Source organism: Chryseobacterium kimseyorum, assembly GCF_025971945.1.
In the GTDB taxonomy this organism is placed as follows: domain Bacteria; phylum Bacteroidota; class Bacteroidia; order Flavobacteriales; family Weeksellaceae; genus Chryseobacterium; species Chryseobacterium kimseyorum.
On the sequence record NZ_JAPDHW010000008.1, the window covers coordinates 206,026 to 218,836 of the forward strand.

The following is a 12,811-nucleotide window of genomic DNA, read 5'->3' on the forward strand; positions in this document are numbered from 1 at the left end:
ATATGAATAAATACATCTCCATTAGAAGCGAACGGCTAATAGATAATAGTTGATTTTAGAATTAAGCTTTATTCATTTCCAGTAAAGGTTCAATATATTCTCTGTCGTTGCTCAGGCGCGGTACCTTATTTTGTCCGCCAAGTTTTCCTTTAGATTCCAGCCAGCAGTAGAATAAATTCGGCCTTGCAATATGGATGACCGGCTTCTTTAAAGTGATGTTATTGTATCTTTTTGCTTCATAATCAGAATTGATTGACTTCAGATGCTGATCGAAGACATCCACAAATTCATCAAGGTTAGCAGGTTTCTCGCTGAATTCAAAAATCCATTCGTGGGCACCGCTTTCATTTTCTTTCATAAAAATAGGGGCTCCGGTAAAATCTGTGACGGCTGACTTTGTTACTTCACATGCTTTCGTTAAAGCAGATTCTACATTGGTGATCATTAATTCTTCCCCAAATGCATTGATGTAATGTTTTGTCCGCCCTGTAATTTTTATTCTGAAAGGAGTAACCGATGTGAATACGACTGTATCTCCAATCAGATACCTCCATAAACCTCCATTGGTAGTGATAACCATTGCATAATTTTTACCGATTTCCACATGCTCCAGACTTACTACTTTCGGGTTTGAAAAGTGAAACTGATCCATCGGAATAAATTCGTAGAAAATACCGTAGTCCAACATCAGCAGCATTTCATCACTGTTCGGTCTGTCCTGAATTCCGAAGAACCCTTCAGACGCGTTGTAAATTTCGTAGTAATTGATGTTTTTCCCGATGATCTGTTTAAACTGATCTTTGTACGGTTTAAAGCTGATTCCTCCGTGAAAAAACACTTCCAGGTTGGGCCACAGTTCAGAAATACTTTTAACATCTGTTTCTTTTAAAACTCTCTGTAAAAGCACCATCATCCAGCTTGGCACTCCCAAAATACTTCCCACATCTTCATTTTTCACCTCAGAGGTTATCGCTTTCAGTTTACTTTCCCATTCGCCCATTAAAGAAACTTTCTTGCTTGGAGTCGTTGTAATTTCCACCCAGAAAGGAAGATTATCAATTAAAATCGCTGAAAGATCACCAAACTTTGTATTGAAATCCGCGTATAATTCTGAGCTTCCACCCAGACGTAGATTTTTATTGGTGAAAAGCTGATTTTCCGGATGATTATTGGCGTAGATGGAAACCATGTCCTTGCCTGCTTTCATGTGGCAGTATTCAAGGCTTTCAGCGGAAATTGGAATGAATTTGCTCTTGGCATTGGTTGTCCCCGAAGATTTAGCAAAATGCTTTATGTATCCAGGCCAGCTTACGTCTTTATGACCCTGCCTTGCTCTTTCGATATAAGGCTCAAAATCTTCGTACGTAACAACCGGAACTTTATTTTTAAAATCCTGATAGCTTGCGATGGTATTAAAGCCATAACGCTTACCATACTCGGTATCTTCTGCATGAAACAACTGTGAAAACAGAATTCCGTTCTGCGTTTCGATAGGATGATCCATAAAATTCTGTATCTGATCTATCCTTTGGCGGATAAACCAATTGACTACAGTATTGAAAAGTGCTTTCGTTGCCATTTCAACAAATATAATCATATTTGGATTTCCTACGAATGATTTAAATAAAAAAACCGTCACAAAATCTGTAACGGTTTAGATATGAGTTTTTTAAATGCTTACTATTAGCAATATTCGTCATAAGCAGCCTGAAGGTTTGCAGCAATTGCTCCTGCAGGATTACCTTCGATGTGGTGTCTTTCTAACATGTGAACCAATTCTCCATCTTTGAAAAGAGCCACACACGGTGAACTTGGAGGAAATGGAGCTAAATGTTTTCTAGCTGCATCAACTGCATCTTTATCAAAACCTGCGAAAACAGTTGTTAAATGATCTGGTTTTTTCTCGCCAGTCAAAGAATAAACTACTCCCGGTCTAGCCGCTCCAGCTGCACATCCGCACACAGAGTTGATTACTAAAAGAGTTGTTCCAGACTGCTTCAAAGCATCTTCTACCTGTGCAGGAGTTTCTAAATCCTGAAAACCTTTATCTGTAAGTTCAGCCTTCATAGGCAATACTAAATCTGATGGATACATTTCTTGTAATTTTAATTAAGTACAAATTTACGACATTCTCAAAGACTAGTCAATTTAAAAAAACTATTGACGAGTTCGCAAAACAAAATCAAAACGATCCATTACATATTTAAATTATATTAAATACTGATTATCGATAACAATATTTAGTTAATTATTAATAATTTTTTACTATATTTGAAATGATTCTAAAAACGAGTTCCCATGAAAAAAAACTTATTCATTAAATTTTTAAGCAATATTTATTACTCTTAATAGAAAACGTAGTGTAGTTCCCCATCTTTTTAAGATTACCGAATCAGTCAGTTTTTAGAATACTTGCAGGTAATTTTAAAAAGTCTACAATCAATGAAGCCCGAAACATCAAGTTCCGGGCTTCGTTAATCAAATCGATATGCAAAGGTTGAATATCCAAAAAAATATTAATGATGATTATAAATTGATGAGTGATATCAAACATCAATTATCATTCATCAATCATGTTTATGAGAGCAGCTTCTTAGCCATCTCGGAAATACTTTTTCCGTCAGATTTCCCGGCTAAATTTTTTGAAGCCAATCCCATTACTTTTCCTAAATCTTTAATTGATTCAGCGCCAGTTTCTGAAATGACCTGCTTTATTTCAGCTTCCAGTTCTTCAGAAGATAGCTGGGCAGGTAAAAACTTCTCAATGACTTTCATCTGAGCTTCTTCTACTTCTGCCAAATCGTTTCTTCCCTGAGCGGTAAACTGCTCGTAAGAATCTTTACGTTGCTTGATCATGCGTTGCAAAATTGCAATTTCCTGTTCAGATGAAACTTCTGTACCCAGAGCTTCAGTTTTCAGCAATAATATCTGAGATTTTACAGCACGAAGAGAATCTAAAGCCACTCTGTCTTTGGCTCTCATCGCCGTTTTTATTGCTTCGCTTATGGTTAATTCTAAACTCATAGTTTATGCTTTTGGCTTTTAGCAGTAGGCTACTGGCTTTATTAATACGGCTTTTAAAGCCATTTGCCAGAAGCCAACTGCTAATAGCAATTAATCTACATCTTTATTTAAAAATCTGTTTTCTCTGATCTGCATGTTTCCATTATTATCCGATAGATAAGTATTTATATTTTGGTCTGAGGCATTGGACCCGTCGATTGCAATATTTTTTCTTTTGAAAGCCGGTACAGATTCAAACTCATTAACCGTGTCGAAATTCTGGTAACGAGAATTGAATTCTTTCAGTTTGTTTCTTCTTTCAACCACCCTTTCCTGATCTGCAGGTTTGTTCACAAAAGTAAACTCAGATTCTGTATGTCTCGTCGTTTCTATTTCAACTCTTTTTTCAACAACAGGTTTCTCTTCAGCTCTTGGCTGCTCAGGAGTTTGATAGAATGTTTCAACTTTGTGCGTTGTTTCTTCTACTCTCTCAATTACCGCAGAAGTTTCCACCTCATTTTTTGGCTGGCCGAAATCATATTTAGGCTCAACAATCGGCTCGTTCACGGTAAAATTAAACTCAATTGGCTTTTCGTTAGAAAAACTATTGCTGAAAGAGTTGTCTTTGGGCTCTTCTTTTTTATTTTCAAAATCGAAAGAGAAAGACTGAATTTCCAAATCATTCGGATCGTCGTCAAAAGAAAACAAGTTTACATCGTCGTGAGCACTTGGTTCTTCGTTTCTCCAGCTCTGAATCGGGCTTTCTAATGTATCTTCCTCTCTATCAGAGAATTTTATTTCAGTTTTTACATCGTCATCCTCGATAATCATTTTTTTTTCAGAAGACGACATCTTAAACTGTGGTGTATCCTGCTCTTCATCATCAAGTCTAAAAAGATTTTTACCTCCAAAATCATATCCCTGCTCCGGAGAAACTTCTCTTTCATCTCTTGTTTTGAAAGGAGAAGCTTTAGGAGTTTCCAAAGCGTCATTTAAACCGATTCTGATTTTCTCAGTAGGTCCTGAAAATTTCTGGTTATCGTTAGAAAAACCTGTAGCAATCACCAATACACTTACTGCATCACCTAATTCCTCATCAGCACCAACTCCAAAAATAATGTCTGCTGTGTGACCCGCTTCCTTCTGGATGTAATCCATGATGATACCGATCTCGTCCATGGTAGCTTCTTCCACACCACTTCTGATCAACAATAACACGTTTCTTGCCCCTGTAATTTTGTTGTCGTTCAATAACGGAGAGTCCAATGCTTTTCTTACCGCTTCTTCAGCTTTGTTTTCACCTGAAGCCGTACCTGTAGACATTAATGCTGTACCCGAATTCTGAAGCACAGATTTGGCATCTCTAAAGTCAATATTGACATCAAAGTAACCAGTAATAACCTCTGCCATACCTTTTGCAGCGTTGGTTAACACTTCATCGGCTTTTGAGAATCCCTGTTTGAAACCAAGGTTTCCGAACTGCTGTCTTAATTTATCGTTGTTGATCACGATTAATGAATCAACATTATTTCTTAATTTATCTAAGCCTAATTCTGCCTGATCCAGTCTTCTTTTCCCCTCAAAGCTGAAAGGAACGGTAACAATACCTACCGTAAGAATTCCCATATCTTTGGCAACTTTAGCAATTACCGGAGCCGCACCTGTTCCGGTACCACCACCCATTCCTGCAGTGATGAAAACCATTTTGGTGTTTTGTCCCATCGCCGCTTTAATCTCTTCGATACTTTCGATCGCCGCTTTTTCACCTACTTCTGGGTCTGCACCCGCTCCAAGACCTTCAGTAATGGTAACTCCCAACTGAACTTTATTAGAAACCGGATTGTTATCTAAAGTCTGAGCATCGGTATTGCAAATCACGAAATCTACCCCGTGAATTCCTTTTTCGTACATGTGCTTCAGGGCATTGTTTCCGCCGCCACCAACACCGATAACTTTAATGATCGAAGAATTTCCTTTTGGCAGATCAAATGAAAATCCCTGTGTGCCTATATTTTCCATACTTATATTTTTTTATAATTGATAACCGACTATGATAGCTGATGAGCATATCTTTCATCGCTTATCATTCATCATTTATATTTGTTTATTCTACTTCTTCAAAGAATTTTTTTACCTTTTCCATCAGAGACTGTCCGAATGTCGGTTTCGAAGGTCTTGTAGTCTGTGCCGGAACCTGTGCTTCCTGAACAGTCTGCTGAACTACCGTCGACTGAACTTCTGTGTTTGCAGATTCAGTGCTTTGAGTCTGCTCGATTTTAGTCTCAACTTTAGTTTCAACAATTTCCTCTACGGCAACCGTTTTTTTATCTCTTATTTTCAAACTTTCCATCAGTAAACCGATAGACGTTGCAAATTCCGGTCCTTTAAGATACTGATTTTTATCGTTGGCAATATATTCATTTGCAAAACCAATTCTACTGTCGAATCCTGTGGTATAATTGGCCAGCTGACGAAGATGTTTCAGGTTTGAACCACCACCTGTCAGAACAATTCCTGCAATAAGCTTTTTCTTCTGTTCAAATGCTCCGTAAGCCTTTAATTCTGTGTTGACCATTTCCAAAATTTCTTCCACTCTTGCATTGATGATCTGCGCCAATGTTTTCAGAGAAATTTCTTTGTCTGGTCTTCCGTGAAGTCCTGGAATCGTAACAAATGTGCTGTCTTTTTCCAACTCAGGAACTGCAGAACCGAACTTAACCTTTAATTGCTCAGCATGCTTTTCTATAATCGAACAGCCCTCTTTGATGTCTTCTGTAATAATTCCGCCTCCGTAAGGGATCACGCAAGTATGACGGATGATATTATCTTTAAAAATAGCAATATCTGTAGTACCACCACCGATGTCTACGATTGCTACTCCTGCTTCTTTCTCTTCTTTCGTAAGAACAGCTTCAGACGATGCCAAAGGCTCCAAAGTAAGTGCCTCCATCTCTAAACCGGCTTCTCTTACGCATCTTGCGATGTTTCTGATGCTTCCCATTTGTCCAACGACAACATGAAAATTGGCTTCCAGACGTTTTCCGTGCATCCCGACAGGCTCCTGAATTTCTCCTTCAGAATCAACCTTATATTCCTGCGGAAGTACATGGATAATTTCTTCACCTGGCAACATCACCAGCTTTTTTACCTGATCTTTCAACGCTTCGATGTCATCATCGGTGATGAATCTGTCAGGATTCTCACGCATAATGTAATCTGAATGCTGCAGTGAACGGATGTGTTTACCTGCAATTCCTACTGTGACCTTGTGAATAGGTACACCTGCACTCGACTGTGCTTCTGCCACAGCCGCTTTAATAGAGTTAATGGTTTGTGAAATATTATTCACAATCCCCTTATGTACTCCAAGACTTTTGGCCTTACCAACACCGAGAATTTCTATTTTCCCGTGTGCATTCCTCCTTCCGACAATGGCGACAATTTTGGTTGTCCCGATGTCAAGACCTACTGAATACTCTTGATTTTCCATTGTGTTATATCGATTTGATTTAATTACTTATTTAATTTTAATAAGATGAATCTTATTTTTTATAGGATGTATCTTATCCTTTGCTAAACTTCCCTTTGGAACTTCGTTTTATTCTATTCTGACCTTTGTTTTCGGCTTCGGCGCTGTGGCCGGTTTCTTTTCCGGAGTTTTCTTTTTCTCCTTCGGTTTGACGACTGCTTTAGGCTTTGTCGACTCTTTCGGTTTTAAAGAAGCTGAGCTTGCCTTTTTTGCCGCAGGTTTCAAATTAACTTCTGTTTTTTTAACCGGAGCTACCGCAACCGGAGTTTTAGCTAAATCTTTATGTCCTGCTTTTAAAATACTGTCGTTTTCTTTGAAATAAGGATTTAGTGTCGTTACAATCTGATTCTGATATTTTACAGAAACCATACTGTATTTCTGTGGATCCTGAAAAACTAGATATTTCTCTACAAATGTTCTGAAACCTTTTACTTTCAGTTCAATATTATCTAAATCCCCAATCTCCACTTTGTAATTTCCTTCACTCGTAAGGAGATTGTAGCTGTCTTTATATTTTGAAATTCCAATGAAATATTTTTTACTGAAATCATCTTTGTCAATCTTATCAACCAGTTCAGCCAGCTTTTCATATTCATCTTTCTTCACATCGCCCGTTACCAACATACAGGGATGAGAATAGGTTTTCGAGATCGGAAACTCTGTTCCTTTCTCATCGACATAGAAGTCTTTTCCACTATAGTTCAATCTAAAAACCGGAACTCTCTGTTTGATGTCTAAGTTCAGTTTTCCGTTTAAATTTAAATATACATTCGCGCTGTCTACTGCAGGAAGTGCATTGATTTTCTTTTCCAGTTCAGGAATGTTCAAATCTCCCACTTTCCCAGACGGATTTTCTTTGATGACAATTTGTTTGATATCTTTCTCATCAATAAAATAAACCGGCGTTTTCTCATTCATTTTTACAGAAATTTTCTCATCCGTAATCTTCTGACCGCTAAATTTCTTCAAAGAGAAACTCAGCAGGAAACCAAGAATGATCACTGTGATGGCAATTTTTAAAATTCTGTATTTGTTTTTCATAAATCAGTTTCGGGTTTCGGATTTTGTGTTCCGGGTTTTATCCTATTTCTTTTTTTTCTTTTTCTATTTTTTGAACCTGTTTCATCATATAATCGAAGTTCTCTTTCATTTCTTTTTCATAATCCCAAGAGTCATCTTCCGTTTTTCCGTGTCCTAAGGAAGTGGTGTGGATCACTTTGTTTTTGTGAAACCAAAAAGTACAACTCCAACCTCCCATCATTTCTTTATCCAATTTTTTATTAAAAATAATACTTTGATTTGCATAAACTCTTTCTTCATTTTTTAATAGAAAATAGTCGGTATAAGTGTCGATGAATTGTCCATTATTCTGCTTCCATTCTCTGGAGATTTTTACTATTTCATTTCCTTTTTTCCAATACTTATAATTAATAATCTTATCCTTTCCCTTAATGCTAAAATTAAATCCCTTACTCTTTACATCCTTGTCAATTAATTCTATATACCGATTAATTTTCTCTACTTCCACCAAATTTTCTTTGGTTTGCGAACAAGCAATTCCAAAATAAAAAATCATCAGAGGAAGGAAAATTTTAGATTTCATGATCTAATTATTATTTCCACTCATCCACTCACAAATCGGGTCGTACAGCGTATCAATATTTCCTGCACCCACCGTCAGCAAGATGTCAAATTCTTTATTTTTAATTTTATCAAAGGCTTCGGATAAATTTGAAATTTCTTTTTTATCTAAAGTCACTTTTTCCAGTAACCAATCTGAAGTAATGCCTTCAAAATTTTCCTGAAGCTCTCTTGCCGGATAAATATCGAGCAAAATCAGCTCCTCGGAATTGCTTAGACTTTCAGCAAATCCATCCACAAAATCTCTCGTTCTGCTGAACAAATGTGGCTGAAAAACCACCAATAACTTTTTATCAGGATAAAAAGTTTTGATTGAACCTACGACTGCATTGATCTCCGTCGGATGGTGCGCGTAGTCGTCAATATAAATTTTACCGCTTGGATAAATATGTTTTGTATATCTTCTTTTAATGCCTTTAAAATTGGCAATCGCTTTCTTCAACGTTTTAAAATCAACTCCCAGGTTATGCAGAATTGCCAAAGCAACCGTTGCATTTTCTACATTGTGAATTCCCGGAACGTCCCAGACAAACTCTTCGACGAGCTCAGAGTGACGATCACTTGCTGGTGCATGAAAATCGAAGTAGATTTTATCATAATCCATGCGAAGATTGTCTGAGTAATAGTCAGCTTCTTCATTGACAGCATAGGTTTTGTGCGCTCTGCCGATTTCAATTCCTTTTCTGACAAAAAGTTGCTGATCTTCAGGAACCAGTGCCGCAAACTGTCTGAACCCTTCTTCAATGGTATTTTTATCACCGTAAATATCGAGATGATCTGCATCAGTGGAAGTAATTACCGCCCAATCCGGAGAAAGGTTAAGAAAACTTCTGTCGTATTCATCGGCCTCTACCACAGAAAATTCTGTTCCGTTAAACAGGAAATTTGATTTAAAATTCTCAGAAATTCCACCTAAGAAACATGAAAACGGCAAATCTGCTTCTTTACACAAATGCGAAACCAGGGTTGACGTTGTTGTCTTTCCGTGTGTTCCTGCAACAGCGATACAATTTGTATTGTCCGTGATTAAGCCTAAAACTTTTGCACGCTTTAAAATTTCAAACTGATTTTCATTAAAATAATCTAAGATCCCCAACTTTTTGATTGCCGGAGTGTAGATCACCAATGTATTTTCTTTCTGAAGTAACGTAATTTTTTCATTAATCACATCTTCAAAAACAATATCAATTCCTTCGCTCATCAGCAATTGAGTCAGTTTTGTGTTGGTTTTATCATAGCCCAAAACATTCTTGCCCGAAGCATGGAAGTAGCGCGCCAAAGCACTCATCCCAATACCTCCGATACCGACGAAGTAAAAATTCTGATATGTTTCTAAATTGTTCATTATAAATTTTATTAACTAAAAAGCCTAAATCCTATCCATATAAAAAATGCTACGCCCGAAATGATCAAGATATTCTGACCGTGGCTTCTGTCTTTTCTGGAGAAGCCATACATGCTGCCGCCATTGGGAAGAGCTTTCTTATAATACATTAGATATCCACCAATAAATATTCCTAAGAACCCGGCGAAAAAGGCAGATGCATAACCAATTACTATCAACCATGATGGACTTTCTTCCTGTGTTGAGAGATCTTCAATTCTTTTTTTATTAATCACTTTTAAGAGTTCCGGACTAATCTCCTTGCCTCTTTCTTTTAATATTTTTTGAGCGAGTAAATAATCAAACTTATTCCACTCTTCTTTCTTCATAACGATTTCAATTAATTCTTCATCAGAATAATCAAAAAGATGATAGTTTTCGTCAACAGTTTCGATTGCATTTTGAACTAATTTTTCCTCTAATTTCTCAGCCTGTTCAAAGTCTTCAGGATGAATTTTCAATTCAAACTGTTTTGTATTGATATCACCTCCAAAATTTGAATCTAATTGAGATGAATTATTAACCAATTCGTACGTAATATGATTCTGTTTCAGAATTTCCATTAATTCTAAAGCATCATCTTCATAAATGAATTTTCTATAAGTTGAAAGTCCCTTTATCATCACTTTATGATTTTAAATATCTCATCCACAATCTCTTTTGCCGCATTGGGTTTGGCAAAATATTTCAGATTGTCTGACATTTCTTTTCTTACATTTTCACTCTCGCAGATTTCTGATAATGTGCTCCAGAATTTTTCCTGCATTTCAGAGTCTTTTACGATTCTTGCTGCGTTTTTTTCAACCAGATTCACTGCATTTTTGGTCTGATGGTCTTCCGCCGCAAATGGAAACGGAACCAACAGAACCGGTTTCTGAGCTACAGCTAACTCTGAAATGGCAATCGCTCCCGCTCTTGAAACAATCACGTCAGCTGCGGAATACGCAGTTTCCATGTCTTTAATGAATTCCTTCAACTGGATTTGAGATTTGAGATTTGAGATTTGAGAGTCATTACTCAATTCGCTGTAATCCAATTTTCCGGTTTGCCAGATTAACTGATATCCTTTTTCTTTTAATTGATCTAAATTATCCTTCCAACCGTTGTTTAATGTTCTTGAACCCAAAGAACCACCAACTGATAAAATCGTGAGCTTATTTTGATCTAAACCCATTTTTTCCTTTGCCTGAGAGGTTTCCTGCATTCCTGAAATAATATTTTCACGAATTGGATTTCCCAGAAACTTTATTTTTTCAGCCGGAAAACCCTCCACTTTCGGATAGGCTGTAAAAACGGCTTTTGCTTTTTTACTTAAAATCTTATTCGTCACTCCTGCATGCGCATTCTGCTCCTGAATAAAAATTGGAATCCCCATTTTACTTGCTTCATACAAAGCTGGTCCGCTTGCGAAACCGCCCGTTCCCACTGCAATATCGGGAGCGAAATTTTTAATTATTCTTTTAGATTTAGATAAACTTTTCAAAATTTTGAAAGGCAAACCTAAATTGGATAACATATTTCCCCGGTCTATTCCAGCGATATCAATTCCTTCGATTTTGTAGCCAGCCTGTGGAACTTTTTCCATTTCCATTTTTCCGTTGGCACCAATGAACAAAAATTCTGCATCAGGAAATCTTTTTTTGATTTCGTCTGCAATAGCAATGGCCGGGAAGATGTGTCCTCCAGTTCCGCCGCCGCTTAATAGTATTTTTAATTTTTTGTTCATCCTATCGATTTTAAGCTGTAGGTTGATTTTCAATCAAATCAATAAATTCTACATCGACCAAAACTTCTTTTTCAGCATTGGTTTCTTTCTCGGAAACAGCTTTCACCGTATACATCGCATCGCTGAGCTCAATCACTTCGCCGACTTCCAATCTGAAAGTTTCAAGAAAACTGCTGATATTTTCTTTAGTGTCAATAACTACAGGACTACCTGAGTTTTTGCTATCCGTAAATGTAATTTTTGTTATCTCCATTTTAATTTTATTTAAGCAATATCATTAATCTCGACGATGCTTTGTTTTTTGCCCATTCCTTCTTCATCATATATCTGGATTCTTGAGCTTATATTTAAAATAATTCCCAACTGTAAATAGGTGACCAGCATTGATGTTCCTCCGTAACTGATCAGCGGCAACGGCTGCCCGGTTACCGGAATCAAATTGACTGCAACAGCAATATTAACCGCCAGCTGTACAAAAATCATCACCCCGAGACTGAGCACCAGCAACGATCCGAAAAATGCGGGCATTTTGCTCGCAATCATCACAATTCTGATAATCATAATCAGATACATACTGATCAGGAACGCTGCACCAATAGCACCATATTCTTCAACGATTACTGCAAAAATAAAATCGGAAGCAGACTGTGGAAGCATTTGTTTTAATGCACTTTTCCCAGGACCCATTCCGGTAATTCCACCGTGAACGATTGCAGCTTTTGCCTGCATGACCTGATAATTTTTTGCCTTTACGCTTTCGTCATCTACATCAGCAGTTTTTGCTTTGCTTGAGGTAAATGTTTCGATACGGCTCATCCATGTGTGCACACGGTTTCCACCAATCATATTGGTATTTAATGCCACTAGTAAAAACAGAACAATCGCTACAAATGATGTAGAAATAAATCCTGCAATATACTTCCAGTGGAGCTGCCCAATCACTAAAACAATCACAGAAACCATTAAAATCATTAAGGCTGTTGAACCGTTATCTTTCGCAACGAGGACAAAAACCAATAAAATAGGCCCGAATATAAAGCCTACATTTTCACCAACTGTACGTTCTCTGGTTATTTTTTTTGTTAAATATCTACACAGGTAGATAATCAGCATTAAAAACGCAAATGACGAAGGCTGAAATGAAATCGGTGTTCCCGGAATTTTCAACCATCGCGAAGCACTCGCTCCATCAATCGCTTGTCCGGTAAACATGGTTACAATCAACAGGAGAATCATTAGACCCAACAGAATACTGCTGAGCTTACCAATGTACTCGTACTTAACCACACCCACGAATCTCATGATGACCAACCCTAGCACCACGAAAAACATATGCTTCATCACGTGACCTGTTGTGGTTCCGTTATTAACAATGTATTCCAAATTAGAACTTGCAGAATACACCGGGAAAATCGAGAAAATGGAGATCACAATAATGACCATCCAAAGTACTTTATCGCCCTTTAGATATTCAAATTTGTTTTCTTCTGTGTACTGTTCGTTCATATTTTTTGTATTGATGTATAAA

Annotated in this window: 12 protein-coding genes; all 12 read right to left on the reverse strand. The window is 37.2% G+C overall.

Annotated features, from left to right (window positions below):
• Positions 1–61 precede the first annotated feature (61 nt).
• Positions 62–1,579 (reverse strand): GH3 auxin-responsive promoter family protein, encoded by a 1,518-nt coding sequence (locus OMO38_RS13080; RefSeq protein WP_264750675.1) that lies wholly within the window; start codon positions 1,577–1,579, stop codon positions 62–64.
• Positions 1,580–1,683: 104 nt separating this feature from the next.
• Positions 1,684–2,094 carry a BrxA/BrxB family bacilliredoxin gene (locus tag OMO38_RS13085; RefSeq protein ID WP_129535570.1) on the reverse strand — a complete coding sequence of 137 codons (411 nt, stop codon included), beginning with the start codon at positions 2,092–2,094 and terminating at the stop codon, positions 1,684–1,686.
• 483 nt (positions 2,095–2,577) lie between these two features.
• Positions 2,578–3,024, reverse strand: coding sequence for a GatB/YqeY domain-containing protein (locus OMO38_RS13090; RefSeq protein ID WP_264750627.1), 447 nt, complete (start codon positions 3,022–3,024; stop codon positions 2,578–2,580).
• Between the two features lie 90 nt (positions 3,025–3,114).
• Positions 3,115–5,022, reverse strand: coding sequence for a cell division protein FtsZ (ftsZ, locus tag OMO38_RS13095; RefSeq protein WP_264750629.1), 1,908 nt, complete (start codon positions 5,020–5,022; stop codon positions 3,115–3,117).
• An 85-nt stretch (positions 5,023–5,107) separates the two neighbouring features.
• The gene (gene ftsA / locus OMO38_RS13100; protein WP_264750631.1) at positions 5,108–6,493 is read right to left on the reverse strand and encodes a cell division protein FtsA; all 1,386 of its coding nucleotides are present in this window, start codon (positions 6,491–6,493) and stop codon (positions 5,108–5,110) included.
• A 108-nt stretch (positions 6,494–6,601) separates the two neighbouring features.
• Positions 6,602–7,573, reverse strand: coding sequence for a cell division protein FtsQ/DivIB (locus OMO38_RS13105; protein WP_264750633.1), 972 nt, complete (start codon positions 7,571–7,573; stop codon positions 6,602–6,604).
• Positions 7,574–7,610: 37 nt separating this feature from the next.
• Entirely contained in the window at positions 7,611–8,135 is a 525-nt protein-coding gene (locus OMO38_RS13110) for a hypothetical protein (RefSeq protein ID WP_264750635.1), read from the reverse strand.
• 3 nt (positions 8,136–8,138) lie between these two features.
• Positions 8,139–9,518: a UDP-N-acetylmuramate--L-alanine ligase gene (gene murC / locus OMO38_RS13115; RefSeq protein WP_264750637.1), complete on the reverse strand. Its 1,380-nt coding sequence runs from the start codon at positions 9,516–9,518 to the stop codon at positions 8,139–8,141.
• A gap of 11 nt (positions 9,519–9,529) precedes the next feature.
• On the reverse strand, positions 9,530–10,180 hold the full coding sequence (locus OMO38_RS13120; protein ID WP_264750639.1) for a hypothetical protein: 651 nt from the start codon (positions 10,178–10,180) through the stop codon (positions 9,530–9,532).
• On the reverse strand, positions 10,180–11,283 hold the full coding sequence (gene murG / locus OMO38_RS13125; RefSeq protein ID WP_264750641.1) for an undecaprenyldiphospho-muramoylpentapeptide beta-N-acetylglucosaminyltransferase: 1,104 nt from the start codon (positions 11,281–11,283) through the stop codon (positions 10,180–10,182). The genes OMO38_RS13120 and murG overlap by 1 nt, the downstream gene beginning before the upstream one ends.
• 10 nt (positions 11,284–11,293) lie before the next feature.
• Positions 11,294–11,536 carry a hypothetical protein gene (locus OMO38_RS13130; RefSeq protein WP_264750643.1) on the reverse strand — a complete coding sequence of 81 codons (243 nt, stop codon included), beginning with the start codon at positions 11,534–11,536 and terminating at the stop codon, positions 11,294–11,296.
• 11 nt (positions 11,537–11,547) lie between these two features.
• Positions 11,548–12,789, reverse strand: coding sequence for an FtsW/RodA/SpoVE family cell cycle protein (locus OMO38_RS13135; protein ID WP_264750645.1), 1,242 nt, complete (start codon positions 12,787–12,789; stop codon positions 11,548–11,550).
• Between the last annotated feature and the right edge of the window lie 22 nt (positions 12,790–12,811).

Excerpts from the sequence above, each read along its gene's own strand:
- OMO38_RS13080 (WP_264750675.1), bottom strand. The coding sequence starts at position 1,579 with ATGGCAACGAAAGCACTTTTCAATACTGTAGTCAATTGGTTTATCCGC.
- OMO38_RS13085 (WP_129535570.1), bottom strand. The coding sequence starts at position 2,094 with ATGTATCCATCAGATTTAGTATTGCCTATGAAGGCTGAACTTACAGAT.
- OMO38_RS13090 (WP_264750627.1), bottom strand. The coding sequence starts at position 3,024 with ATGAGTTTAGAATTAACCATAAGCGAAGCAATAAAAACGGCGATGAGA.
- ftsZ (WP_264750629.1), bottom strand. The coding sequence starts at position 5,022 with ATGGAAAATATAGGCACACAGGGATTTTCATTTGATCTGCCAAAAGGA.
- ftsA (WP_264750631.1), bottom strand. The coding sequence starts at position 6,493 with ATGGAAAATCAAGAGTATTCAGTAGGTCTTGACATCGGGACAACCAAA.
- OMO38_RS13105 (WP_264750633.1), bottom strand. The coding sequence starts at position 7,573 with ATGAAAAACAAATACAGAATTTTAAAAATTGCCATCACAGTGATCATT.
- OMO38_RS13110 (WP_264750635.1), bottom strand. The coding sequence starts at position 8,135 with ATGAAATCTAAAATTTTCCTTCCTCTGATGATTTTTTATTTTGGAATT.
- murC (WP_264750637.1), bottom strand. The coding sequence starts at position 9,518 with ATGAACAATTTAGAAACATATCAGAATTTTTACTTCGTCGGTATCGGA.
- OMO38_RS13120 (WP_264750639.1), bottom strand. The coding sequence starts at position 10,180 with ATGATAAAGGGACTTTCAACTTATAGAAAATTCATTTATGAAGATGAT.
- murG (WP_264750641.1), bottom strand. The coding sequence starts at position 11,283 with ATGAACAAAAAATTAAAAATACTATTAAGCGGCGGCGGAACTGGAGGA.
- OMO38_RS13130 (WP_264750643.1), bottom strand. The coding sequence starts at position 11,536 with ATGGAGATAACAAAAATTACATTTACGGATAGCAAAAACTCAGGTAGT.
- OMO38_RS13135 (WP_264750645.1), bottom strand. The coding sequence starts at position 12,789 with ATGAACGAACAGTACACAGAAGAAAACAAATTTGAATATCTAAAGGGC.